Genomic DNA, 24,691 nt, shown 5'->3' with positions numbered 1-24,691 from the left:
ATAGACGTTAGGTTGTCTAAGTAGCGAATTGGGTGATCGCATAACTTACATTCATTAGTCGCTGGGAATTATGTGTTATTTTATGGCCGAACGCATCTTTTTCAGCGCATTCCCTATTTAGCGCATAAGTAAGCATAAAAAAAGCCACACAGGTTTCACTGTGCGGCTTTAAGTTACGCAAAATTAAATTCTTTTATCGCGTTCGTCCGACCGATTTAGGTTTGGAGCGACGGCCTGCACCTGCTGGCTTACTTCGCTTATTCTTTGATACTGGACGGGCGGCTCCTTGGTCTTGCTTACGGCGATTACGCTCATTCTCGGCATTTTTTTCATTCGTTGGCCGATTGCTTGTATGCGAAGCGCCTGTTCTTTGCCCTGGTTTCGCTTTAACAGGACGTTTTGAAGTGCGCTTCTCCGTCTCTTCATCGGGCACTAATTGAGCTTTACCGTTACCAATTAGGTCACCACGCCCCATCGACTTCAACGTATCTCGAAGTGCCGCCCAGTTACTTGGATCATGGTACCGTAGGAAACCTTTTTGAACGGTACGTTGCTTATAGTCTTTTGGTGTATAAACATCCTCACTCTTATATGTAACGCCGTGCAATGGGTTTTTCCCTGAGTGGTACATAGCCGTCGCAAGAGACATAGGGGAAGGATAAAACGTCTGTACTTGGTCTGGCTTAAAATCGTTTTTCTTCAACCATACCGCCAAATTCACCATATCTTCATCACTGCTACCAGGATGTGCAGCGATAAAATAGGGGATCAGGTATTGTTTCTTTCCTGCCTCTTTCGAATACTTTTCAAACATACGTTTGAAGCGTTCATATGTTCCCATACCTGGCTTCATCATCTTTGATAATGTGCCGGTTTCTGAATGCTCTGGTGCAATTTTAAGCAAACCACCAACATGATGAGTTACCAACTCGCGAACGTACTCAGGATCTTCTACCGCTAGGTCATAGCGTAAACCGGATGCAATCGAAACAGTATGAATACCCTCAACTGCACGCGCTTTACGATACAGCTCGGTTGTCGCGCTGTGATCCGTTTTTAGGTTTGGACATATCTCTGGGTAAACACATGACAGCTTACGACACGATGCTTGAATTTCGTCATCCTTACAATTCAATGTGTACATATTTGACGTCGGCCCACCCAAATCGGAAATGTGTCCAGTGAATCCAGGAACTTTAGCCTTAATATCCTCAATCTCATTCATAATAGATTCGTGAGATCGGGACTGAATCACACGCCCCTCATGTTCGGTGATTGAACAGAAGGTGCAACCTCCGAAACACCCTCGCATGATATTGATCGACGTTTTGATCATATCGTACGCGGGGATACGAGCTTTTTTATATTTGGGGTGCGGTACGCGAGCATACGGTAGATCAAACACACCATCCATTTCCGGTGTTTCCAATGGAATCGGCGGTGGATTCACCCAGATTTCTTTTTTGCCATGCTTTTGAATCAGAGCGCGTGCGTTGTGGGGATTTGATTCTAAATGCAATATGCGCGATGTATGCGCATACAACACAGGATCTTTCGATACTTTCTCGTACGAAGGTAAACGGATATAGGTCTTTTCTGGTATCAGCTTCTCGCCCCGTCGCAATGGCGCAGGAATAACTCGAATAGGCATGACATCTGTATCTGCCTCTTCGCCCGTTTGGCACTTGCCTTCAGGGATGTATTCATAAGGACTGTAAATTTTGTCAACTTGACCAGGCCAATCCACCCGAGTCGAATCTATTTCGGTAAAACCGCCTGGCGGGGTATCTCGAACAACGGTCGTGCCACGAATACCGACTAACTCTCCAAGTTTCTTGCCGGCCGCCACCGCATGGGTAACTTCAACGATTGCGCGTTCGGCATTACCGTAGAGAAGTATGTCCGCCGTCGAATCGATTAACACTGAGCGACGAACCTCATCACTCCAATAGTCGTATTGTGCAATACGACGTAAGCTCGCTTCGATACCGCCGATCATAACAGGGACGTCTTGAAATGCCTGTTTACAACGTTGCGAATAAACGATGACCGCTCGATCAGGTCGCTTCCCACCGACACCATAAGGCGTATAGGCATCATCGTTACGCACTTTCAGATCAGCCGTATAGCGATTTATTAAGGAATCCATATTGCCAGCCGTAACACCGAAATACAGATTAGGTCGCCCTAAACGCATAAAATCATCTGTGTTGCGCCAATCGGGCTGATCAATAATACCGACACGGTAGCCTTGAGCTTCTAACAACCGCCCCATAACAGCCATTCCGAAGCTAGGGTGATCAATGTAGGCATCACCTGTAACGATAATCACATCGCAACTGTCCCAACCTAAGGCATCCATCTCTTCACGAGTTGTAGGTAAAAATGGTGCTACACCGTAACACTCGGCCCAATAAGTTGGATAAGAAAATAGATCTAATGCGGTTTTATGTCGTTTGGTCATATAAGCTCTATCCTAAGCGAGAACCGCTCAGGAATTTGATGAAATGGAATCTTGAATGGCGTTATTATCCCAGAATTTATGGCTGGGACATAGGGATAATGCTTTAAGGATTTATACGCCAAACAATTTCTTCATAAAACGTCCTAGAATCGCTCTGATAACGCTCATCTAATTGAAGCAAATCTTCACTTGCTACTTTATGAATCGTATTCCCCCAGAGCGATACAACTTCTTCGTCTGGGACCGAAAATGGGGGACCCGAGCTTTCACCATCATAACTCAGGGTTACTAATAACAAATGGGCACTAGGAATAAGTCGTTGCATCAAGTGCTCTACGTACTCCTGTCTAAGATAATCTGGAATTGCTATCAATGCGGCTCGGTCATAACACGCGTCAAAACCACCCTCATGGAACTGAAAGAAGTCCCCTTCTACGATTTTTAAAGGCAGACCATCCGCTGAATGAATCTTAAGATCTCCATCCTGCTGGGTACTATAGGTTAAATCGTTGTCACCAAAAAACTGCACGACAGCCAGCGATGACAACTCCACTCCAGTTACTTCGTAACCTTGATTCGCTAACCAGAGTAAATCACTCGACTTGCCGCATAGTGGAACCAAAACCTTTGCACCTCGTGCAAGACTTGGCCAATATTGAACCAACCATGGATTCACCTCATCTCGATGAAACCCAATTCGCCCTGTTCGCCAGCGCTCCAACCAAAATTCATTCGTAACCACAGGCACCTCTTTAATGTGATAATATTCGGATTGTTATACTTTGACATACACGACATAACAAAAGAATAACGCCAACACATGACAGCCATTATGCAAGGGTAAATATGTCTTTAGAATCTGCTCCCGATCATGTCAAGCTAGCCGTCGATCTCATCGCTTTATTAGAAGAAAACAACATTAATAACAATACAGCGATAGCTGCTTTAAAAATCGTGCTCCAAGACTGCGAGCGAAAACAATCTATTGCAAATTCTCCGCGTAACGGTCCATCTGATCAACATTCGTAGCCGGATGAAAAAAACTCGCCACTATTGATGGGGGAACATCCAAAACATTCCTATATTTCCAGTAAGGGCGCTGATCTTTATCGACTAGCAATGCGCGCACACCTTCTAGAAAATCCCCTCTAACGCTGCAATTAACCGATAATACTGTCTCCCTATCAAAGACAGCCTGTAACGGCTGACCTTTCCCCCATTCTAATTGCTGAATAATCAAGTGGGCAGATAGAGGACTCCCTGACAAAAAGTTTTTTCTCGCTTTAGCCATGGCGTTCGATGTCGGGTTATACGACTTCATCGCTTGATGTATATTAGCAATGTTGCCACTCATGAGCCGTTCAATCGCCTTACCATTCGTTAGCAGCTCGGGCTTCAGTAATGGTAAATCATCAGACATAGTGCAGCGATATAACGCATTAGATATGACCGTTTTTGCGCGGTCTAAGTTCCACTCATCCATGGTGCTTGTCGCTATGGCTTTTAAAATAGTTCTTTTTGACTCATCGCACACATAATGAGTTGCTAATCCAAGCTCACAGGCATCCGTGGCATTGACCTGATAAGCCGTCAATGCCAAAAAACGAGCATAATGTTCAGGAAGTTGATTTAAAAAATGGGAGGCCCCGACATCAGGGTAAAGACCTATCTTGATTTCTGGCATCGCAAATCGACTGGTAGGTGTAGCAATACGATAGTCAGACGCCATAAACAGCCCCATTCCACCTCCCATAACGAATCCATTTCCCCAACAAACAACGGGTTTTGAATAGGTCGATAATAGGTAATCGAGCTGATACTCAGAACGGAAATATCGATAACTAAAGGCGCCTCCATCATCACTTTCCGCAAGAGAGCGGTATACATCAACGACATTACCGCCGGCACAAAAGCCCTTAGTGCCATCACCTTCTAACCAAATTGCAGCAACATGAGGGTCTTCTTGCCATAACTCCAATTGCAATTTTATTAATGCAATCATATCCATACTGAGGGCGTTTAACGTCCTTGGCGCTGCCAATCGAACGATCCCGATCTTAAATTTACCGCCGAACGGCAGCGACTCAAACTCAACAGGGTGCGACATAAAGGGGCCTCCGTATTCTTATTATTGTGCCAAATTGTGAATCGCGTCCTATTTAGAAATTATCGGATCCAAGCGCTTTGAACAATATTTTTATCAATATTTACGACCCATAAACAAAAAACCCAGCTTAGTATACTAAGCTGGGTTTCAATATTTCTCTTTATTGCCTACTTCTTCGTCGGCGCAAAAGGGTTGTCAGATGACTTGAATTCAAACGAAATCGGCGTACCTGTTATGTTGAGTATCGTACGGAACTTATTCTCTAAATAACGCTTATAGCTGCCCGGAAGCGAGTTCGTCTGGTTACCGTGAACAACAATACGAGGTGGATTGGATCCACCTTGATGGGCATAACGTAACTTAATACGTCGCCCTTTGACCATCGGTGGTTGGTGTTCAGACACTGCATCTTCAAGTATACGAGTTAAACGGTTAGTCGACCACTTGGCATAGCAAGACTCATACGTCTGCTCGATCGTTTCATAGAGATCTCCTACACCCGTGCCATGCAAAGCGGAGATGTAATGAACTTTAGCGTAAGGAACAAACCCTAAACGACGCTCAACCTCTTTCTTAATATGTTCGCGCTCATCTTTCGTAAGCCCATCCCATTTATTAATCGCTATGACAAGCCCTCGACCTGCATCCAATACATAGCCGATCATATGAAGATCTTGTTCTACTAAGTCCTCATGAGAGTCAATCACACAGATTACAACGTTGGCATCTTGAATCGCTTGAAGCGTCTTAACTATCGAAAATTTTTCAACGGCTTCCTTAACATGTTTGCGACGACGCACCCCTGCGGTATCAATCAGAGTGTAATCTTTATCATGCCGCTTATAAGGTATGTATACGCTGTCTCGGGTTGTGCCTGGTAAGTCATACACCACAACACGCTCCTCACCTAACATTCGGTTCACCAACGTAGACTTGCCGACATTAGGGCGCCCCACAACACCAATACGTATTCCTTTCGAGCCCAATTCAACTTGACTACGGGCTTCTGCTACTTGATCAGCGAATCCCTCCATAACCGTATCGATCAAAATACGAACACCTTTCCCATGTGCAGCAGCGATCGAATACAGTTGTCCCATCCCTAGGGCATAGAAATCTGCTAAGGCAATATCTTCATTGATGCCATCTGTCTTATTTACTACTAAAAATTTTGGTTTATTCGAACGCCGTAAATGGTTAGCAATCATTTCATCAGCGGGGTTCAGACCATGTCGCCCATCCACCAAAAATAATACCGCATCAGCTTCTTCTATCGCCTGTAGCGACTGACGTGCCATATGTTCATCAATGCCTTGCTCATCACCACTAATACCGCCAGTATCAATGACAATAAATTCGTGCTCGCCTGCTTTACCATCACCGTACTTGCGATCACGAGTCAACCCAGGGTAATCAGCGACCAATGCGTCACGGGTACGGGTTAAACAATTAAATAAGGTGGATTTGCCAACATTGGGTCGACCGACCAATGCAATAACTGGGATCATTTTTTCAACCTATAAAAATACAAAGCGGCTGCGACCTCTTTGAGGAAGCAGCCTCTTCAAAAAATTGCGTCGAGCTAAACGCTCTATACATTCAGCTAACTTAGTAACTCAATGCAGTAACTTTCGCTGTTGGCGTAAGTATAAACAATTGTTTGTCATTCGACACCATACGACTACCTGCGGGATTCTGAGTATCGGCAAGTGTCCACGCGCCGATTTTCCCTGTTGTCTGATCTAAAAGGTGAACCCAACCACCTCGATCTAACACGGCAATATAATCACGGAAGAATACAGGAGTAGCCAAATCACGTCCCGCTAACCGATCATTACTCCAAAGCGTCGAACCATTCAGTGAATTTAGAGCATACACATTGCTGTCTTGATCCACAGCAATAAGCTTGTCACCTCTTATAGCGACACCTACCGCACTAGATATGTTTCGCTGCCATACAGGACGACCAGTCTGTACAGATATTGCCGTTAGCGTACCATTATAAGCCACTGCGTACACAAAACCGTTCTTGACGGTTAAACGACCACTTACATCAGTGAGTCGCTCAATTTCATATCGCCCTTCCGGCTTCCCAACTGCGTATTCCCATAGCAATTCGCCATTACTTAAGTTAAAAGCTTTGACTTTACCACTAGCAAAACCAGCAATCACTTTATCGTCCAGGATCACTGGAGCGGTTGTTCCACGTACAGTTAAAGCGGGGATATCTTCTTTATCGCGCCATAAAGTTCCCCCGTTGTTCGCATCAACAACGGTTAACCAACCATCACCCGTTTGAACTGCTACAAATCCTTTACCTACTGCAGGCTCCGAAAGGACTTCCGAAGTCAGTGCTTTTTTCCAAAGCACACTCTTATCAGTCATCGATAAGGCGACAATTTCGGCATCGTAGGTACCAAAAAAAACGTTGTCTCCTTCACGGGCAATGCCTGAACTCGGCTCAATACCAGTCTTAAAATAAGTCTTACGAGTACCTTTCTCTTGATCCAATTCGTAGGCCGCGCCACGGTTCGTCACAAAGTACAAAGACTCGTCTTCGGCGACGATGTTATACGTTTCAGTCTGCTCTCCTGCACCACCATCGACACCTCTACGCCAAGACGTATCAAAGTACACTTCATTCTGCATTCGCTCTGGCGCAGGTAACGGGCTACGAGTTGAGCAGCCTTGTAACAATACAGCACTCATTATGGCTGCAGCGATCAATGGCTTCCACATATTAGCCTTTCACCAAATCCTTAAGTTTAATATCAAGCAACGGATGTTTTGTATTCGCCCCCATCGCCGAAACTGCTGCTTCATAGGCTTCACGCGCTTCGTCTCTCTTACCTTGAGCTAATAAAATGTCACCTCTAAGCTCACTTACCTGGCCTGCAAAATCGTCTTGGGTCACACTGTCCAACGATGCCATCGCTTTACTGTATTGTTTTTGCTCCGCTTGTAACCGTGCGATTCGAATCTTTGCAATCGCATCAAACGAAAGATCATCTGATTTTTCTAAGACATTTTGTAACGCTGTGATAGCAGCAGAGTAATCACCCGCTTCTGCATCAACACGTGCCACAAACAACTGACCAAACAGGGCATAGCCTGTGTCGTCATATTCATCTGCTAGTTGTTGAGCTACGAATCGCACAGTTTTTTGATTCTCTTCTTTGCTAAGGTCTAGCGCAGCTTCCGTTAGGTTTTGATACATTGAAGAGGCTTCAGCTAAATGGTTTGCTTGACTTGTTTGCCATGCTTGCCAACCAAAATAACCGCCAACACCGACTGCCACAGCCAAGATTAGTGCCGTACCGTTTTTCTTCCACCAAGCTTTAAACGCTTCAATTTGTTCTTCTTCAGTTTTTAATTCGGACACGTTGTCTTCCTCTTTGCCCACTTATAAGTTTAGGCCTAAGTTCTCATCAAATTTTGCTTGTAGATAGCTTGCAATTTCTTGTAGACCGCAGCTTTCCTGCTCACCTGTTTGCATATCTTTTACTTGGCAAACGCCGGTTGCAACTTCGTCTTCACCAATAATTAATGTGAAACGTGCACCGGAGTTATCCGCTTTCTTCATTTGCTTTTTAAAGCTGCCACCGCCGCATTGACGTAGAACGCTCCAACCAATATTCATGTCACGTAACTGTTCGGCAACCACAAATGATTTCAGTTCCGCCGCATCCCCTAAACTAACAACAAATACATCGGTTGCGTCTTTTGCAGATTCAGGAACAAGATCGAGTGTTTCAAGCAACAACACTAATCGCTCTATCCCCATAGCAAAACCAACTGCTGGGGTTGTTCGCCCCCCCAATTGCTCCACCAGCCCGTCATAACGACCACCTGCACAAACGGTCGCCTGAGCGCCTAAGTGTGTTGTCACCCATTCAAACACCGTCTTGCCATAATAATCCAATCCCCTAACAAGGTTACGGTTAATAACATACGGCACGTCATTAGCATCTAGGATCGCTTTTAAGCGTTCAAAATGAGTTTGAGACTCTTCATCAATAAAGTCTTCTAAACTTGGGGCATTTGCCAGTACGGATTGTGTACTTTGGTCTTTCGAATCAAGTATACGCAGCGGATTCGTTACAAGACGACGCCGGCTATCTTCATCTAACTGATCTTTAAAGTCTGACAAATACTCAACGAGGGCCGCTTTAAATGCTTCTCGAGCAGACGCCACACCAATCGTATTCAACTGGAGCTCTACATGCTGTAACAAGCCCAGTTTCTTCCACAAACGTGCTGATAATATAATCAGTTCAGCGTCTATGTCTGGCGTGGCCATTCCAAAAGACTCCACACCAATTTGATGAAACTGACGATAGCGGCCTTTTTGAGGGCGTTCATATCGGAACATAGGGCCGACATACCACAAACGCTGTGTTTGGTTAAAAAGTAATCCTGCTTGATCCGCTGCGCGAACACAGCTAGCGGTTCCCTCTGGACGCAATGTTAACGACTCACCATTACGATCATCAAAGGTATACATTTCTTTTTCGACAATGTCCGTCGTCTCACCAACACCGCGTTTAAATAACTCCGTGTGTTCCACAATCGGAAAACGGATTTGCTGATAACCGTAGCTATTTACCACTTCTGCTACGGTTTTTTCTAAATACTGCCAAACTGATGATTGGCCTGGCAGAATGTCATTCATTCCACGAATAGCTTGTAATTTGCGACCCACTCTTATGCCCTTATGACTTAGCGATCAAATTTGCTTCTTCTTTCTCTTTAGCCTCAGCCTTATCCCGAATCATACGTTCTAGATCTTCAACTAAGGTCTCATTCTTAACTTTGGTATTTGGTTTGCCGTCTAAATAAATTAGGTTATTAGGAGTTCCGCCAGCCAGTCCTAGGTCCGCCTCTTTCGCTTCCCCTGGTCCATTCACCACACACCCTATGACCGCAACATCCATTGATACTTTAATGTCATCCAGCCGCTCTTCGAGCTCGTTCATAGTTTTTATGACATCAAAGTTCTGTCGCGAACAACTTGGGCAAGCAATAAAGTTAATACCTCGGTTACGAAGCTTCAAACTGCGTAACATGTCCCAGCCAACCTTCACTTCTTGTACAGGGTCAGCCGCTAGTGATACTCGTAATGTATCCCCAATGCCATCCATCAGAAGCAATCCTAAACCAATGGAAGACTTCACCGTGCCAGAGCGCAATCCACCCGCTTCAGTAATGCCAAGATGCAGGGGATTATCGATTTGACTGGCAATCTTACGATAGGCATCGACAGTCATAAAAATATCAGACGCCTTGAGACTCAATTTAAATTCTTGAAAGTCTAACTCATCAAAATATTCAATTTGCCTAAATGCCGATTCAACCAATGCATCGGGCGTTGGTTCACCGTATTTCTTCTGTAAATCTTTCTCTAAAGAGCCCGCATTGACGCCAATACGAATCGGAATATTCTTATCGCGGGCACAATCTACCACCGATCGGACACGATCTTTGTTACCGATATTGCCGGGATTAATTCGCAGACAGTCCACGCCGTATTCAGCAACTTTTAATGCTATTTTATAATCAAAGTGGATATCTGCCACCAATGGAATATCTACTCGCTCACGAATCGATCGAAATGCTTCAGCAGCGTCCATAGAAGGCACAGAAACGCGAACAATATCGGCACCTGCGTCTTGAATAGCTAAAATTTGCGAGACCGTCGCGTCTACATCACAAGTCTCAGTATTTGTCATGCTTTGTACGCTGATTGGCGCACCGCCACCAACGGGGACATTGCCAACCATTATTTGACGCGATTGGCGACGTTTGATAGGAGATTCAAAATGCATTATTTGTCTCTACTCAAGCTCGAACCGAGCTAGATCTTTTCGTACATGTGAAGAAAAGTCGAACGACTCACCTTTGTATATAAACTTTTCTACTCCTCGGGAGTAGCCAAGCACTACTTGATATGGGGCTTCCCCATTAAGTTCTAAAGTACTGCCGGAGGACTTGACACCAGAAAATAGAATCTTTCCAGTGCTATCTCGGACTTCGGTCCAACAATCTGCACTAAACTGTATTTCAATATCGTTTTTGTATAACGGAACTGTTTCGACTTCTTCGGGCTGCGGCTCTGGCTCTCGAGTAGCATTGACCACTTCCTGCGGATCGACTCCAGCATCTTCGAGCAACGCAATAGTCTCTGCAGATAAGCCTGTCACCACGACGTCATCATTGGGCGATTCAGGTAGGACAAGTTCGTCAGGCGTAATCGAATCATCAATAGCCAAAAGCTCATTATCTACAGCCCCCACATTATCTCTAGCATCCTGATCTTCAATTTGTGGCTCTTGCTCAGGACTCGATTCTTGGGAGGACAAACTAGATTGTTCTGAAACAGTGTTAGATGAAGACTGAGTATCTTGTTGCTCATACGCTGGCCACCAAAATGCAATAAAAATTACAATCGCGGCCACGACACCTGACACAATATAGACAATTGGATCTTTCGCAGACGTTTGTTTACCAACACTATCAACGGGGCGAATATTTGATTCTTTATTAGATTGTTGAACGTCAAATGCGCTCAAGATTGGACGGTGGTCTAGATCAAGAATTCTGCAATAACTTTTAATATAGCCACGCACGAAAGTAGTGGAGGTAAAGCGTTCATAGTTGTTCTCTTCTAACGCAAACACTTTTTCCAATGATATTTTTAGTTGTGTCGCAGCCTGTCTCTCATCTAAATTAAGAGATAGACGTTTGGCTTTCAGTAAGCGACCTATGTCCGTCGCTTGGTTATCCTGCTCAGGAGCGTTAGCCATCTCAAATTCAGTTGTCATGATGTTACCTTGGTGTAGCAGGCTTACAGAAGCGTCGAGCTGCTAAAATGTATGGTCAGTTTCGTGCAATGGATCGCGACGACAGACAAGTTCAACAGTCTCATGCCCTATAGAAGGACGAAAATGCGCCTGAAATGTTGATATAAACACGCGTTCTGTGAATAGTTTCTTATTAAATCAAGATTGTGCTCTACCATCAAACCTAACGCAGTAAATTGACTAAAATCTTTTCTATCAAGCACAGGTTTCTAAGACAATTTGACATTTTACTGACAAATAGAGCCAAGAGTCGGACAGTTTATGCCACTCTTTACTACTCTGCCACTTGTCGTAGCTCTATATATTTTTGTGATCGTCTGGTCTTATCCATGAAATCACCAACTAATTGACCACACGCAGCATCAATATCGTCACCTCGTGTTGTACGCACTGTCACTGTATAACCATCATCAGCCAGTATTTTCTGGAAACGTCGCGTTTGATTGTTAGATGGTTTGTCGTAACCAGAATGCGGGAATGGGTTAAATGGGATTAAATTGATCTTGCACTCTAAATTCTCTAACAGTTTCGACAATTGACGTGCGTGCTCTTCCTGATCGTTCACTCCAGCCATCACTGTATACTCGATAGTGATATGACGTTTATCTGGCAGATTGTCTAGATAATGCTGACACGCTGCCAGCAACTCTTCGATTGGATACTTCTTGTTGATCGGAACCAACTCGTTCCGTAACTCGTTGTTTGGTGCATGCAAGGAGACTGCCAAAGAAACATCTGTCCGCTTCACCAAGTCATAGATACGCGGCACAACACCTGACGTACTCAAGGTGACACGTCGCTTGGACAAACCATATGCATTGTCATGCATCATCAACGTCATGGCATCAACCACTGGCTCGAAGTTCATCAATGGCTCTCCCATTCCCATCATGACAACATTTGTCACCCGACGAGGCCCATTTGGGTCCATGGGTCCAAAGGACTTAATCGCTATCCAAACTTGGCCTATAATTTCAGCTGCGGTGAGATTACGATTGAACCCCTGTTTACCTGTCGAACAGAAACTACAATCAAGAGAACATCCTACCTGGGATGACACACAAAGCGTGGCACGATCTCCATCTGGAATAAGTACTGCTTCAACACAGTTGTTGTTACCACCTTCGGTACGAATAATCCATTTTCGAGTGCCATCTGTTGAGATGTTTTGCGTCACGATTTCTGGCGCACGAATTTCGCAGATACCCTCTAATTTTGCACGTAACTTTTTACTCACATCCGTCATTTCGTCAAAGGACTCAGCGCCCTTTTGATGAATCCACTTCATCACCTGAGTTGCACGAAATTTCTTCTCGCCAATCGACTCAAAAAAAGCGACAAGCTTTTCTGGTGAAAGACCAAGTAAGTTAGTTTTTTGGGTATCAGTCATAAGAACCATTCATTCGCATTAAAGCGTTAAGTGTAGACAAAAAAGCTTCTGAAAAGCATGAATCTTTTCAGAAGCCTCTGCAGGAAAACGGGCCCATACCCGCTTTCCTTAAACCGTATTTCTCAAGAAAGAAACAGAGGTTTAAAAATCAATTACTTACCAAAAAAGTAAGCCACTTCACGTGCAGCAGACTCAACAGAGTCCGAACCGTGAACTGCGTTCGCATCAATAGACTCAGCGTAATCAGCGCGCAACGTACCAGCAGCCGCTTCTTTAGGATTTGTCGCACCCATTAGCTCACGGTGACGTAACACTGCACCTTCACCTTCAAGAACGGAAACAACAACTGGACCTGAAGTCATGAAGGCTACTAGGTCTTTGTAGAAAGGGCGCTCTTTGTGCTCAGCGTAGAAACCACCGGCCAATTCGTCGTCAAGTTGAATCATTTTTGCTTCAACAATTTTAAGACCTGCACGCTCAAAACGAGTGTAGATTTCACCAATTACATTTTTCGCTACTGCATCTGGCTTAATGATTGATAGAGTACGTTCTAACGCCATGATTATCTCCAAATATGTGTTTCAAAGGAGTACCAGCAGGGCACTCCGATCTAAAAGTTTAGCGCGTGGATTATACGCATGAATCGGTTAAAAATGTATGTATACAGCAGTATTTTTTATGTTTTAGGTTCTTTTCACGAAAAAACCACGGCGGTTACACACTACGCAACTGAGTAATCGCATTTTTGATCGTTTCTACTGCGTATTCAATCTCATTTTCTTGGGTAAACCGACCTACTGAAAAACGCAGAGAAGCGTGAGCCAACTCATCTGACAGGCCAATCGCCCGAAGCACATAAGATGGCTCTAAGCTCGCAGAGGTACATGCTGACCCACTAGAGACTGCGATATCGGCTAATGACATAAGCAATATTTCGCCATCAACGCCATCAAACCCGACATTAAGCACACCAGCTACTCTAGATTCTGAGTCTCCATTTAGATGCACACCCGACATTTCGCTCAGTCCATTCCATAGTTTGTTACGCAACATGGTGATTCGCTCACCGTCTTCCTTTAGCTCAGCTTTAGCAATAGCAAATGCCTCGCCCATACCGACGATTTGATGAGTTGCTAAGGTACCAGAACGCATGCCCCGCTCATGCCCACCTCCATGAATCTGCGCGTTTAAAGCTACCTTTGGTGAGCGTCTGACATACAGCGCACCGACCCCTTTCGGTCCATAGGTTTTGTGAGCGGTAAGTGACATGAGATCAACATTCATGTCTTTCACATTAATATCAACCTTACCTGTTGTTTGTGCCGCATCAACATGGAGATAAACACCTTTAGCACGAGTTTCACGGCCAATAGAAGCAATATCCGTTAAAACACCTAACTCATTATTTCCGTGCATTAAAGAAACCAAAATAGTGTCTTCACGTAGCGCTTCAATGACACTTTTTACAGTAATCTCCCCATGCGCATTAGGCCTTAGATAAGTTACTTCAAACCCATCGTTTTCCAACTGACGACATGGATCAAGAACAGCCTTGTGCTCTATCATCGAAGTGATGATGTGACGACCTTTATTTTTATTTGCGTATGCGACGCCTTTGAGTGCCAAATTATTTGCTTCAGTAGCACCTGAAGTCCATACGATTTCCCTAGCATCGGCACCTATCAGATCCGCTACCTGTAGCCGAGCTTCTTCCACAGCTTCTTCTGCACGCCATCCATAGATATGCGAGCGAGAGGCAGGGTTACCGAAATTTCCATCTAACGTTAAACAAGCCATCATTTTATCTGCAACACGTGGGTCTACAGGTGTCGTTGCGGAATTATCCAAATAGATAGGGGTTTGCATACATTTCTCCGATAAATTACGCAGAGGCGTGTGCAATAGCTTGAATCCGCCCTACAATGGAGCGAAGACCATTACCACGTGTCGGACTTAAATGACTTTCTAAATCTAGTTCCGCAAAGTACGCGTCAATATCAAATGCCAGAATTTCTTGAGGTGTTTTACGATTATAAGCGGCTAACACAAGCCCAAGTAAACCTCGAACAATAACAGCGTCGCTATCCACTGCGAACACTAAAACCTCACCTTTCACGTCATCTTGCTCATTACTAGGCTGAATCCACACATTGCTTTGACAACCTTTAACTAAGCGCTCTTGAGTGTGCCACGCATCGTCAAATTCCGGTAAAGATTTACCCAAATCGATTATGTACTTATATCGCTCTTCCCAATCATCAAAAAATGAAATGTCATCGATAATATCTTCTGTTGTCGGTAACGACATAGGTCCTCACTTAGTCCGCAAAACTTTAAAAAGAAACGGCCAACGTGTACGCGTTAGCCGTTTAATATTGTATTAAATTTTAAACATAACGGTGCTTATTAAAAAAATAGGCCAGCCTCAAGTTGAGCCTCTTCACTCATCATCTCACGCGACCAAGGCGGGTCAAATACTAGCTCGACGTTAACACCTTTAACATTGGGAACCTTGGCTACACGGTATTTAACATCTCCCACCAATACAGGTCCCATACCGCAACCTGGCGCAGTTAATGTCATCTTGATATCAACGCTTTTCTTAGTCTGATCTATGGAAACACTGTAAATCAAACCAAGTGACACTAAGCTAATAGGAATTTCAGGGTCGAACACGCTATTGAGCGCCTTCCAAACTTGATCTTCCACCACCTCACCGCTGCCGTCATCCTCAAAGGTTAAGTGCTCTGGCTCTTGACCAATCGCATCGGCGTCCATTCCATCAATTCGTAGCATATTACCTTGGTAGGTAACGGTATAGTTTCCACCCAATGCCTGATTAATGGTAATAAACTGCCCCTCGGGAATAGTCGTCGCGTCACCACTTGGAACACGTCGAGCCGGACACTCACGCTGTGTGACAACCATTTTCTGCATTGTTTAATTCACACTAAAGCTTTCGCCACAGCCGCATTCAGCCACAACGTTAGGATTATTAAATTTCACGACTTGGTTTACACCCTCGCGCACTAGATCTATTTCGGTACCTTGCAGTAACCTCAATGACTCTTTATTGATAGCTATCGAGACACCATCAAAATCTAGCAAAGAGTCACCCTGCTCAGGCGCATCAACAATGTCTAGCACGTAAGCATAACCAGTACAGCCACTTTCTTTTGTGCTTAAGCGCACTACACCGCCGTCTTGTTTTGCCAACTTTGACGCAAAAAATTTTCGCGCGGTATCCGTTAAGCTAACGGATTGATTCGGATCAAATGTTTCAGTTGCCATAATGCCTCCTAAGCCAACATCATGTGAACTTTTTTCAATGCGTCAAACGCCGCATCAACTTCCTCTAGCGTATTGTAAATAGAGAACGACATACGTGCAGTACCCGGCACACCAAAGCGCGCCATTAGCGGTTGCGCACAATGATCTCCTGTACGTACCGCCACCCCCTGCTTATCCAGTAAGAAACCGATGTCAGCAGGGTGCCCTCCTTCAAAAACAAAACTGAATGCGCCTATCTTTTGGGGGGCTGTACCAATAACACGTAGACCTTCGAAACCTTCTGCCAGTTCAGTTGCCCGTGCGATCAGCGCTTCTTCATGGGCTTGAACAGCGGCTGAATCGAGCGCACTAAACCAACGAATCGCTTCACCAAGCGCAATCGCATCACCGACATTCGGGGTACCTGCTTCTAAGCGGTATGGCAACACATTCCATGTCGCATCTTGCAAACTCACGGTAGCAATCATCTCACCACCTGTTTGCCAGACTGGCCACTGAGATAAGAGAGATTCTTTACCCCAAAGTACGCCGATGCCCATTGGCCCATAGATTTTATGGCCAGAAAAGGCGTAGAAATCGCAACCAATGTCCTGTACATCAACATTGCCGTGAGCAATCCCCTGAGCACCATCGACTAATACCCAAGCATCAAACTGCTTCGCCTTCTGCGTCACCCATTTAATTGGGTTCACAGTACCTAGCGAGTTTGATACATGCGGCAAAGCAACCATTTTTGTTCGCTCGCTCAACAAGCTGACGTAGACATCCAAGTCTAACTCACCTGAATCTGTCACAGGCACGATATAAAGAGTCGCTCCAGAGGCTTTACAAGCCTGCTGCCACGTCACAATATTGGCATGATGCTCCATACCAGTAACGATTACCTCGTCATTGTTCGACAGCAACGAAGTAAGCCCATGAGCAACGATATTAATGGCTTCGGTCGTTCCTGATGTCCAGATCACTTCCTCACGCTTGGGAGCGTTGATAAAGTGTTGAATAATGTCACGCGCACCTTCGAATTTACGCGTCGCCTCATCTGCTAATCGGTGAGCTCCGCGATGAACATTTGAATTGTAGTGCGAGTAATATTCAACCAAGGCGTCGATAACACATTGCGGCTTTTGAGTCGTCGCAGCATTATCTAAATATATTAGGGGCTTGCCATCAATCTCTCGTTTCAATATTGGAAACTGATCTCGGATTGCTGCTACATCAAGGCTCATGCTCATCTCGCTTACTTAACTTCCATTTGGGCAAATCTGTCACGGATAATTGGGCGCACCCATTCCGCCAGTTCAGCGTTTGGCATTTGATCAATTAATTCGTTTATAAACCCAAAACTCAACATAAGCTGTGCTTGTGATTTACTTACGCCACGAGTTTGAAGGTAATACAGTGCCTTTTTGTCGATCTCTGCAATCGTTGCTCCGTGCGCACAGCGCACGTCATCTGCATAGATTTCGAGTTCAGGCTTAGTATTAATTTCCGCTTTATCAGAAAGTAGCAAGTTGCGGTTATTCAACTCTGCTAATGTCTTCTGCGCATCACGGTGTATGTGAATACGACCATTAAAGACCGCTCGACTACGATCCGCTGCAATACCTCGGATGTTCTCTTCTGTCGTGCAATTCGGTACTTCGTGCTCTACGGTGGCATGCAAATCGAACAACTCTTGACCATCAAGCAAGTAAATAGCGTTGAGCTTAGCGTCAGCTTTTTCACCTGCATGAATAATATCTGTATCGATACGCTGCAATTGACTTCCAAAACCTATGATCGAACTGTTTAATACTGCTTTTTCCAGCAACTTAAAGTGACTACCACCAACGGCTACGTTGTCATCGGTCTGCAGCGCAAATCGGTAATGCTCAAGCTTCGCTTCCGCGCCAACCAAATATTCAGTGAACGCTGTGGCTAAAGTATTGCCATGCGCTTCACTCGTTTCAACGACCGCTAGTGAAGACTTAGGCTTCAACTCAACAACGGTTCGAATGTGCGCTTGTGCCCCACTACTCAATAAATTATTAATCCGTATCGGCTGTTCAACCTGAACACCTTCCGCCACAGTGACAATAACGATATCAGATGCCAACACATCATTTACCAAACCAAACAAGTGACGCTCTGGTTTGATTGTCGCAAATATGCTCGATTCCTGCATCGTGATGGTTAAACCATCTGGCAACTCATCTGGCAGTGCCACTAGCTGCCCATCAACAAACGTGAGTTCTAGAAAATCCGCTCCTAATACACTCTGAGGCATCAGCTCAGGGGAGTCTTCTTTTATCACAGCAGAGCTACGCTCTACTGCACGAAGTGGAGTGTATTTCCAAGCTTCTGTTTTACGATTAGGCCATTTTGTGTCTTTTAACAGTGCTAAAGACGCAGATCGCTGTTCTGCAAAACCATCTTGGATGCTATCTGCATGAGCGATGGCTTGCTGTAACCATTCACTCATGATTAATCCTCTAGTTCGTCTTCTTTGGGTTCAGTTTGAAGCCAAGCGTAACCTTGCTCTTCTAGCTCTTTTGCCAGAGACGCATCACCACTTTTAACGATTTTACCGTCGGCTAATACATGCACGAAGTCAGGCTTAATGTAGTCCAATAGACGCTGATAGTGAGTTACGACAATAAAGCTACGCTCTGAAGAACGCTGGCTATTTACGCCATTTGCAACAACCTGCATCGCGTCAATGTCCAACCCTGAATCGGTTTCATCAAGTATGCACAGCTTTGGCTTAAGCAAAATCATCTGCATGATTTCATTACGCTTTTTCTCGCCACCAGAGAAACCTTCGTTAACTCCACGTTTCAAGAAAGAAACTGGCAAATTAACCTGTTTACATGCTTCCTTGGCAACCTTCAAAAATTCTGCAGACGTCAATGACTCTTCGCCTCTCGCTTCACGCTGCGCATCAACCGATACCTTTAGGAACTCTAGGTTACTAACGCCCGGAATCTCAACAGGATATTGGAATGCCAAAAAGAGACCAGCGCGTGCACGGTCTTCAACATCCATATCCAACAAATCTTCACCCGCTAAAGAAGCAGACCCACTGTCTACGGTATAACCGTCACGCCCAGATAGGACATACCCCATTGTCGATTTACCTGCCCCATTAGGCCCCATGATGGCATGAACTTCACCAGGCTTAATATCTAGATTGAGACCTTTGATAATGTTTTTTTCTTCCACACTTGCGTGCAAATCTTTAATCGATAACAAAACGTTTTCGTTTGACATGTTCAATTCGTTCCTCAACCTAACCTACTGAGCCTTCAAGGCTAATTTCAAGAAGTTTGCCCGCTTCAACAGCAAACTCCATAGGGAGTTCTTTAAATACTTCTTTACAAAAGCCGTTCACAATCATTGACACGGCTTTCTCAGGATCAATGCCGCGCTGCTGACATAAAAACATCTGATCATCACTGACTTTTGATGTCGTGGCTTCATGTTCAACAATCGCTGAAGGATTGCGACTTTCTACGTATGGGAATGTATGAGCACCACACTGATCACCGATCAGTAACGAGTCACATTGGGTAAAGTTGCGAGCTCCTTGCGCACCAGGATTCATTCGTACTAAACCGCGATAGGAGTTGTTACTTTTACCCGCGGAAATACCTTTTGAAATGATCGTTGACTTGGTGTTTTTACCGATATGAATCATCTTGGTACCGGTATCGGCTTGCTGACGGCCACGCGTCAATGCAACAGAATAGAACTCACCGATACTATTATCACCTTTCAAAACACAACTAGGATATTTCCAAGTTACAGAAGACCCTGTCTCAACTTGAGTCCAAGAGATCTTGGCATTGGTGTGACAGATACCCCGCTTAGTTACAAAGTTATAAATACCGCCTTTCCCTTCTTCATCACCTGGGTACCAGTTCTGAACAGTGGAGTATTTAATCTCGGCATCGTCTAATGCAACCAGCTCAACAACCGCCGCATGCAACTGATTTTCATCACGTTGCGGTGCAGTACAACCTTCCAAATAACTAACGTGAGAGCCTTCGTCCGCGATAATCAGTGTGCGCTCAAATTGCCCAGTGTTCTGTTCATTAATACGAAAATAGGTAGAAAGCTCCATCGGGCAGCGAACACCTTTTGGAATATAAACAAACGAGCCGTCCGTAAACACCGCACAGTTAAGGGCTGCGAAGAAATTGTCTTTAGTAGGTACCACGCTCCCCAAATACTTCTTCAACAACTCAGGGTATTTGTGAACCGCCTCCGAAATTGGGCAAAATATGACACCCGCTTCTTCCAACTTCTCGCGGAATGTTGTCACCACGGAAACCGAGTCAAAGACAGCATCTACCGCAACGCCAGCTAGCATTTGTTGTTCGACCAGCGGAATACCTAGTTTTTCGTAAGTTCTCAATAACTCTGGATCTACTTCATCTAACGACTTAGGCTTATCTTTCATACTCTTTGGAGCTGAATAATATGAAATTGCCTGAAAATCGACTTTTTCATAATCAACATGAGCCCAATTCGGCTCTTCCATTTCTTGCCAAACACGAAACGCTTTAAGACGCCACTCAAGCATCCACTCAGGTTCACCTTTGACTTCAGAGATTCGGCGAATAACGTCTTCATTTAGACCAGGCTCAAAGGTTTCTGACTCCACTGCAGAAACAAAACCCGCTTCATATTCGCGAGCTAACGCCTTATCAATCTGCTCAGTCATATTAGAAACTCACTCGTTGTTCTAGGAATATTAAGTATTCACTAGTAGGGTTTGTTAACCGATGAGGGCTGCGGTAATTTTCTCTTGGGAAGCGCAGCTCGCCATCTTACTATCATTGTCTTGTCGTTCAGCGACTTCGCGAACATCTTGGCGCTGAACAAGTTTCTCAAGGCTGATACCGCTCAGAAAGTCATGTATCTGATCACTCAAATCACACCACAAATGGTGCGTAAGGCAAGTATTGCCCCCTTGACAATCACTGCGTCCTTTACAGCCTGTCGCATCGACTGACTCATTCACTGCATCAACAATCTGAGCAACAAATATGTCACCACGATCTCGACTTAAGCGATAACCACCACCTGGCCCTCTAACACTCAGAACAAGATTTTGTTTACGTAACTTAGCAAACAACTGTTCTAGGTAAGATAGGGAAATGCCTTGGCGATTTGAGATATCAGAAAGCGACACGGGCCCACTGTCTGAGTGTAATGCCAAATCCAGCATTGCCGTTACAGCGTAACGACCTTTTGTTGTTAAGCGCATACACGTTCCACTCAAATACTAATCGATGGGGCAAATAATACACAAAACCTACTATTTTGATCAAGTATTTACCCGAGTATATTAGTAGGTTATTAGCATACGTGGTGAAACTGCCGTATTTTAAGGGTATATTCTCCAAAACTGAATATATACGAACGGTTTTACCCTTATATCTTTGCAAAAGAAATCTCATATTAAACAAGCGCATCTTCACATCAGCTGTTAAGGAGTCAAGAACATGGCCAAGCCAACTGGAAAAGAGAATTTGAATGATGAAACTGAAGCCACTAAGAAGCCTAAGCGTAAACTTCCAATTGGCCTGATCATTGGCTTCTTAGTGTGTTTTATTACAAGCGTTGGGGTGTCATCAGGTGTTACTTATATGTTGGTATCCAGCACGGCAACACAAGAAATTAACGAAGAGCAGGAAGATGTGACTGCACAGGTCACCGCTATGCGTCAGAGCATCGAGCAACAAAACTTGATATTGGAAACGATGCGTGCAGAAAATGAGACTCTAAAAACCTATTTACGACATAGTAGCGCAACAGCCTTAAAAAACATCTTGATCAATCAAGAAGAAAATATTCAGGGCTTTCTTTCTGTGATGCGCCAAGCCATTGGAGATTTGGGTGACTTACTACCAAGGGGCAGTGAGTGGGAAACAACCTACCAATATCAAATGGACTTGGCCCTAAAATCCAGCATGGAGCGCGCGAGTATTTTACGACTTCTTAAAACTGGAGAACCGCCAGCATCCCCAGTAAACCAGCCAGCACAAACACAAGCCCAATAATTGCAACCAAATACTTTTTCTTCTAAGCCAAGCCTCTGATAAGACTTGGCTTAGAGTTCTGTAGCCAGCTCAATTCTTTGCCTACTCGCCTTAGCCATTTTTATGTCTCTGTGACCAATGTATAGCAGCGGTAAAATAATCAATGCCGCACCGAGCAACAAACTCATATCAATGGCCTCGCCAAAGAATAGCCAGCCTGCAACAATAGCAAATATCAAACCAGAGTATTCAGCAGAGCTTACTTGACTTGACGCGACGTAACGGTATGCGATCAAACAGCCCATTGCATACATAATTGAGCAGACCGACGAAGCAAATGCATAGCCTAATTGCTCTAGACTTATTGAGCTTCCTTCCCATAAGGCTAATCCACCCGACACTGGCAAAGCACACAACTGAGCTAGCAATAACCCATGAGTAGCACTTTGCCCTTTCGGTAACTTCCTAACCAATAAACTATTAATCGCGAGTACTAGAGAAAATGCTATGGCGCTCCCCATCCCCCATCCAATATAACTAGGCTTCAAGATTACTAACACACCCAGAAAGCCAGATACTGCGGCTAAAGCGACCACTGGGGTAACGCGCTCTTTATAAAAAACAACAGACAAAAGAATTATGAAAATAGGAGCGGTATAGAACACCGCATTCGCAGTCGCGAGTGGTAGTTGAGACAAAGATATCACCAGCAATACGGAAGTGAGCACCCACAAATTCCCCCGTACAATATGTAGCTTCAGGCCAGCTAAAGGATGACGTTCACGTTTACGCAGCACAAATGGCAACAATAAGACGCACATAAAGAGAACTCGATAAAACGTAAACTGAAACACTGCTACATTTGCGTCCGCCAACTTAACAAAGACATCGCAAAGCGTTGCCATGAGATTACCCATTATCAACACGACAATTGCACTGCTTACTGTACGTCCCGACATGACACCAAACTCCAACTAACTAAATGAATGGCAGCGAGTATAGAGCCTGATTGAAATCCAATAAAATGATATAATTTACTCACCCATTAGTTATTTAGATACTAAAGTCATGAAACTTCCACCTCTAAAATCATTACCTGTATTCGAGGCTGCAGCACGACTAAACAGCTTTTCTAAAGCTTCAAATGAGTTAAATATTACTCAGAGCGCTGTATCACATCACATCAAAACGCTTGAGGATCATCTAGGTGAGCAGCTCTTTGTCCGATCAGGGCGTAATCTCCAACTCACAAGTGAAGGGCAAAGTTATTTAGACAGCATCACTAGTTCGTTAAATCAAATCGCAAGAGCAACAGAACAAATCAAGGGGGTAACTGAAGCCAAACTACGTTTAGCAGTCTATAGTTCTTTTGCGGTCTACTGGCTCATCCCACGCTTACCGAATTTAAAACGACAATTTCCAAATTTAGAGTTAACACTAGAGATGACTTTCTCAGAACCCCAATTATCTGACAGGACTGCAGATTGCTTTATTACCATAGACAACCACAAGCGAGGGTTTGAATTCGAGCATTTCTATACAGAGAGACTATTCCCCGTTTGTAGCCATGGCTTGTATCAGCAAATTAAGTCTGAGCTTGGGGTCGAAACCGATGATGAGCTAAAGGCACTTCTAACAAATCAGCCGGAGGAACTTTCTAGATTCCCTCTCATTACATCGTATAGCATGTATGATCGTTACGCTGAAGACTGGCGACGCTGGTTTGAGAACCAAAAAATTGACATGCCTGATCAAATTACCTTTCACCGATTCAGTCATTTAATGCTTGCACAAGAGGCTGCAATTCACTCCCTCGGAATTGCACTAGTTAATGACTATATGTTCAATGAAAACGCCCCACAAGACGGATTAGTGCAACTGCCTTGCTTTAGCCTAAATGCAAAAGACAAGTTTTATCTGGCTTACAAACAAAGTAGAAAGAAAGAGCCAGCGCTAATGCAATTACGTAGCTGGCTTGCTAAAGAGTTTGGTGAGTTAAACTAAAAACCATTATCTTACCTAAGGAAGATATTTCTATAATTAAAGCACCTACAAATAATAGCTTTTAAGGAGTCAATGCCTTAAGACAAGATTTGGCTTCCCTATGTAAGCAAGAATCGTCGCCCACCCCTTATTCTAAGCCTGAGCGGATACCCACAATCCATTCTCATCAGACACAAAAAAGCCCTGACCGATGTTCTGAGATGTTATGAGACGACGACCACAATGATCTGAAGCTTCGCTTCATCCCCTCTGGGCATCCTTCGGATGTCTGCCACTGGCTCCTTCGGAACATCGTGTCATCACATGGGTCCATTGTAGTGGACAGATAGGTGACGTGATTCTAAACGAAAAAACCCCGCCCTGCTTCGCAGGACGGGGTTCTTTTCATTTAAAAGCTTGACGACGACCTACTCTCACATGGGATCTCCCACACTACCATCGGCGATGGCGCTTTTCACTTCTGAGTTCGGGATGGGATCAGGTGGTTCAACGCCTCTATGATCGTCAAGCAAACGGGTGTGCGTTTCGTTATGAGTGATCGTATGTGGA

The 24,691-nt window shown here is 44.5% G+C and carries 24 protein-coding genes and 1 rRNA gene; 3 read left to right on the top strand and 22 right to left on the bottom strand.

Annotation, left to right across the window (positions count from 1 at the left end):
* Nucleotides 1–193: 193 nt before the first annotated feature.
* Both DN730_RS13800 and tmpT read right to left on the bottom strand, forming a co-directional pair.
* Entirely contained in the window at nucleotides 194–2,464 is a 2,271-nt protein-coding gene (locus DN730_RS13800) for a YgiQ family radical SAM protein (protein WP_115468739.1), read from the bottom strand.
* Nucleotides 2,465–2,567: 103 nt separating this feature from the next.
* On the bottom strand, nucleotides 2,568–3,206 hold the full coding sequence (gene tmpT, locus DN730_RS13795) for a thiopurine S-methyltransferase (RefSeq protein ID WP_115468738.1): 639 nt from the start codon (nucleotides 3,204–3,206) through the stop codon (nucleotides 2,568–2,570).
* A 104-nt stretch (nucleotides 3,207–3,310) separates the two neighbouring features.
* On the opposite strand from tmpT, the gene DN730_RS13790 reads away from it, so the two are divergent.
* The gene (locus DN730_RS13790; RefSeq protein WP_115468737.1) at nucleotides 3,311–3,493 is read left to right on the top strand and encodes a DUF2496 domain-containing protein; all 183 of its coding nucleotides are present in this window, start codon (nucleotides 3,311–3,313) and stop codon (nucleotides 3,491–3,493) included.
* On the opposite strand, the gene DN730_RS13785 is transcribed toward DN730_RS13790, so the two are convergent.
* From DN730_RS13785 to iscR, 18 genes are all read right to left on the bottom strand, one after another.
* Nucleotides 3,447–4,571 (bottom strand): enoyl-CoA hydratase/isomerase family protein, encoded by a 1,125-nt coding sequence (locus DN730_RS13785; RefSeq protein WP_115468736.1) that lies wholly within the window; start codon nucleotides 4,569–4,571, stop codon nucleotides 3,447–3,449. The two genes, DN730_RS13790 and DN730_RS13785, sit on opposite strands and share 47 nt — an antisense overlap.
* A 167-nt stretch (nucleotides 4,572–4,738) precedes the next feature.
* Nucleotides 4,739–6,079 (bottom strand): ribosome biogenesis GTPase Der, encoded by a 1,341-nt coding sequence (der, locus tag DN730_RS13780; protein WP_115468735.1) that lies wholly within the window; start codon nucleotides 6,077–6,079, stop codon nucleotides 4,739–4,741.
* A gap of 100 nt (nucleotides 6,080–6,179) precedes the next feature.
* Nucleotides 6,180–7,310 carry an outer membrane protein assembly factor BamB gene (bamB, locus tag DN730_RS13775; RefSeq protein WP_115468734.1) on the bottom strand — a complete coding sequence of 377 codons (1,131 nt, stop codon included), beginning with the start codon at nucleotides 7,308–7,310 and terminating at the stop codon, nucleotides 6,180–6,182.
* A 1-nt stretch (nucleotide 7,311) separates the two neighbouring features.
* Nucleotides 7,312–7,953 carry a YfgM family protein gene (locus tag DN730_RS13770; RefSeq protein ID WP_115468892.1) on the bottom strand — a complete coding sequence of 214 codons (642 nt, stop codon included), beginning with the start codon at nucleotides 7,951–7,953 and terminating at the stop codon, nucleotides 7,312–7,314.
* A 21-nt stretch (nucleotides 7,954–7,974) separates the two neighbouring features.
* On the bottom strand, nucleotides 7,975–9,273 hold the full coding sequence (gene hisS / locus DN730_RS13765) for a histidine--tRNA ligase (protein WP_115468733.1): 1,299 nt from the start codon (nucleotides 9,271–9,273) through the stop codon (nucleotides 7,975–7,977).
* Between the two features lie 10 nt (nucleotides 9,274–9,283).
* Nucleotides 9,284–10,396 (bottom strand): flavodoxin-dependent (E)-4-hydroxy-3-methylbut-2-enyl-diphosphate synthase, encoded by a 1,113-nt coding sequence (gene ispG, locus DN730_RS13760; RefSeq protein WP_115468732.1) that lies wholly within the window; start codon nucleotides 10,394–10,396, stop codon nucleotides 9,284–9,286.
* A 9-nt stretch (nucleotides 10,397–10,405) separates the two neighbouring features.
* Nucleotides 10,406–11,392, bottom strand: a complete 987-nt coding sequence (locus DN730_RS13755; protein WP_115468731.1) for a RodZ domain-containing protein — start codon at nucleotides 11,390–11,392, stop codon at nucleotides 10,406–10,408.
* Between the two features lie 313 nt (nucleotides 11,393–11,705).
* The gene (rlmN, locus tag DN730_RS13750) at nucleotides 11,706–12,821 is read right to left on the bottom strand and encodes a dual-specificity RNA methyltransferase RlmN (RefSeq protein WP_115468730.1); all 1,116 of its coding nucleotides are present in this window, start codon (nucleotides 12,819–12,821) and stop codon (nucleotides 11,706–11,708) included.
* A 152-nt stretch (nucleotides 12,822–12,973) separates the two neighbouring features.
* Nucleotides 12,974–13,381, bottom strand: coding sequence for a nucleoside-diphosphate kinase (ndk, locus tag DN730_RS13745; RefSeq protein WP_115468729.1), 408 nt, complete (start codon nucleotides 13,379–13,381; stop codon nucleotides 12,974–12,976).
* 154 nt (nucleotides 13,382–13,535) lie between these two features.
* Entirely contained in the window at nucleotides 13,536–14,687 is a 1,152-nt protein-coding gene (locus tag DN730_RS13740) for an IscS subfamily cysteine desulfurase (protein WP_115468728.1), read from the bottom strand.
* Nucleotides 14,688–14,703: 16 nt separating this feature from the next.
* The gene (locus tag DN730_RS13735; RefSeq protein WP_115468727.1) at nucleotides 14,704–15,129 is read right to left on the bottom strand and encodes a SufE family protein; all 426 of its coding nucleotides are present in this window, start codon (nucleotides 15,127–15,129) and stop codon (nucleotides 14,704–14,706) included.
* Nucleotides 15,130–15,227: 98 nt separating this feature from the next.
* Nucleotides 15,228–15,758, bottom strand: coding sequence for a putative Fe-S cluster assembly protein SufT (gene sufT, locus DN730_RS13730; protein ID WP_115468726.1), 531 nt, complete (start codon nucleotides 15,756–15,758; stop codon nucleotides 15,228–15,230).
* A gap of 3 nt (nucleotides 15,759–15,761) precedes the next feature.
* Entirely contained in the window at nucleotides 15,762–16,112 is a 351-nt protein-coding gene (locus DN730_RS13725) for a HesB/IscA family protein (protein ID WP_115468725.1), read from the bottom strand.
* Nucleotides 16,113–16,120: 8 nt separating this feature from the next.
* Nucleotides 16,121–17,338, bottom strand: a complete 1,218-nt coding sequence (locus DN730_RS13720) for an aminotransferase class V-fold PLP-dependent enzyme (RefSeq protein WP_115468724.1) — start codon at nucleotides 17,336–17,338, stop codon at nucleotides 16,121–16,123.
* 11 nt (nucleotides 17,339–17,349) lie between these two features.
* Nucleotides 17,350–18,573 (bottom strand): Fe-S cluster assembly protein SufD, encoded by a 1,224-nt coding sequence (sufD, locus tag DN730_RS13715; protein ID WP_115468723.1) that lies wholly within the window; start codon nucleotides 18,571–18,573, stop codon nucleotides 17,350–17,352.
* Nucleotides 18,574–18,575: 2 nt separating this feature from the next.
* Complete coding sequence (sufC, locus tag DN730_RS13710; protein ID WP_115468722.1) at nucleotides 18,576–19,361, bottom strand: Fe-S cluster assembly ATPase SufC; 786 nt, start codon at nucleotides 19,359–19,361, stop codon at nucleotides 18,576–18,578.
* 19 nt (nucleotides 19,362–19,380) lie between these two features.
* Nucleotides 19,381–20,817 (bottom strand): Fe-S cluster assembly protein SufB, encoded by a 1,437-nt coding sequence (gene sufB / locus DN730_RS13705; RefSeq protein WP_115468721.1) that lies wholly within the window; start codon nucleotides 20,815–20,817, stop codon nucleotides 19,381–19,383.
* 54 nt (nucleotides 20,818–20,871) lie between these two features.
* Entirely contained in the window at nucleotides 20,872–21,363 is a 492-nt protein-coding gene (gene iscR, locus DN730_RS13700; protein WP_115468720.1) for a Fe-S cluster assembly transcriptional regulator IscR, read from the bottom strand.
* 238 nt (nucleotides 21,364–21,601) lie between these two features.
* Between iscR and DN730_RS13695 the strand changes: the two genes are divergently transcribed.
* The gene (locus DN730_RS13695; RefSeq protein ID WP_115468719.1) at nucleotides 21,602–22,159 is read left to right on the top strand and encodes an APC family permease; all 558 of its coding nucleotides are present in this window, start codon (nucleotides 21,602–21,604) and stop codon (nucleotides 22,157–22,159) included.
* A gap of 50 nt (nucleotides 22,160–22,209) precedes the next feature.
* On the opposite strand, the gene DN730_RS13690 is transcribed toward DN730_RS13695, so the two are convergent.
* Entirely contained in the window at nucleotides 22,210–23,097 is an 888-nt protein-coding gene (locus DN730_RS13690) for a DMT family transporter (protein WP_115468718.1), read from the bottom strand.
* A 109-nt stretch (nucleotides 23,098–23,206) separates the two neighbouring features.
* Here DN730_RS13690 and DN730_RS13685 point away from each other — a divergent pair, with 109 nt between their 5' ends.
* Complete coding sequence (locus tag DN730_RS13685; protein ID WP_115468717.1) at nucleotides 23,207–24,142, top strand: LysR substrate-binding domain-containing protein; 936 nt, start codon at nucleotides 23,207–23,209, stop codon at nucleotides 24,140–24,142.
* Nucleotides 24,143–24,536: 394 nt separating this feature from the next.
* Here DN730_RS13685 and rrf read toward each other — a convergent pair.
* Nucleotides 24,537–24,651, bottom strand: a 5S ribosomal RNA gene (rrf, locus tag DN730_RS13680).
* Nucleotides 24,652–24,691: the final 40 nt, after the last annotated feature.

Source organism: Marinomonas piezotolerans, assembly GCF_003362755.1.
Lineage (GTDB): Bacteria > Pseudomonadota > Gammaproteobacteria > Pseudomonadales > Marinomonadaceae > Marinomonas > Marinomonas piezotolerans.
This window is presented reverse-complemented; position numbering and strand designations above follow the sequence as displayed.

Bases quoted from the DNA above. Each gene is read 5' to 3' on its own strand.
- DN730_RS13800 (WP_115468739.1), bottom strand. From the start codon at position 2,464: ATGACCAAACGACATAAAACCGCATTAGATCTATTTTCTTATCCAACT.
- DN730_RS13790 (WP_115468737.1), top strand. From the start codon at position 3,311: ATGTCTTTAGAATCTGCTCCCGATCATGTCAAGCTAGCCGTCGATCTC.
- DN730_RS13785 (WP_115468736.1), bottom strand. From the start codon at position 4,571: ATGTCGCACCCTGTTGAGTTTGAGTCGCTGCCGTTCGGCGGTAAATTT.
- der (WP_115468735.1), bottom strand. From the start codon at position 6,079: ATGATCCCAGTTATTGCATTGGTCGGTCGACCCAATGTTGGCAAATCC.
- bamB (WP_115468734.1), bottom strand. From the start codon at position 7,310: ATGTGGAAGCCATTGATCGCTGCAGCCATAATGAGTGCTGTATTGTTA.
- ispG (WP_115468732.1), bottom strand. From the start codon at position 10,396: ATGCATTTTGAATCTCCTATCAAACGTCGCCAATCGCGTCAAATAATG.
- DN730_RS13755 (WP_115468731.1), bottom strand. From the start codon at position 11,392: ATGACAACTGAATTTGAGATGGCTAACGCTCCTGAGCAGGATAACCAA.
- rlmN (WP_115468730.1), bottom strand. From the start codon at position 12,821: ATGACTGATACCCAAAAAACTAACTTACTTGGTCTTTCACCAGAAAAG.
- ndk (WP_115468729.1), bottom strand. From the start codon at position 13,381: ATGGCGTTAGAACGTACTCTATCAATCATTAAGCCAGATGCAGTAGCG.
- DN730_RS13740 (WP_115468728.1), bottom strand. From the start codon at position 14,687: ATGCAAACCCCTATCTATTTGGATAATTCCGCAACGACACCTGTAGAC.
- DN730_RS13735 (WP_115468727.1), bottom strand. From the start codon at position 15,129: ATGTCGTTACCGACAACAGAAGATATTATCGATGACATTTCATTTTTT.
- sufT (WP_115468726.1), bottom strand. From the start codon at position 15,758: ATGCAGAAAATGGTTGTCACACAGCGTGAGTGTCCGGCTCGACGTGTT.
- DN730_RS13725 (WP_115468725.1), bottom strand. From the start codon at position 16,112: ATGGCAACTGAAACATTTGATCCGAATCAATCCGTTAGCTTAACGGAT.
- DN730_RS13720 (WP_115468724.1), bottom strand. From the start codon at position 17,338: ATGAGCCTTGATGTAGCAGCAATCCGAGATCAGTTTCCAATATTGAAA.
- sufD (WP_115468723.1), bottom strand. From the start codon at position 18,573: ATGAGTGAATGGTTACAGCAAGCCATCGCTCATGCAGATAGCATCCAA.
- sufC (WP_115468722.1), bottom strand. From the start codon at position 19,361: ATGTCAAACGAAAACGTTTTGTTATCGATTAAAGATTTGCACGCAAGT.
- sufB (WP_115468721.1), bottom strand. From the start codon at position 20,817: ATGACTGAGCAGATTGATAAGGCGTTAGCTCGCGAATATGAAGCGGGT.
- iscR (WP_115468720.1), bottom strand. From the start codon at position 21,363: ATGCGCTTAACAACAAAAGGTCGTTACGCTGTAACGGCAATGCTGGAT.
- DN730_RS13695 (WP_115468719.1), top strand. From the start codon at position 21,602: ATGGCCAAGCCAACTGGAAAAGAGAATTTGAATGATGAAACTGAAGCC.
- DN730_RS13690 (WP_115468718.1), bottom strand. From the start codon at position 23,097: ATGTCGGGACGTACAGTAAGCAGTGCAATTGTCGTGTTGATAATGGGT.
- DN730_RS13685 (WP_115468717.1), top strand. From the start codon at position 23,207: ATGAAACTTCCACCTCTAAAATCATTACCTGTATTCGAGGCTGCAGCA.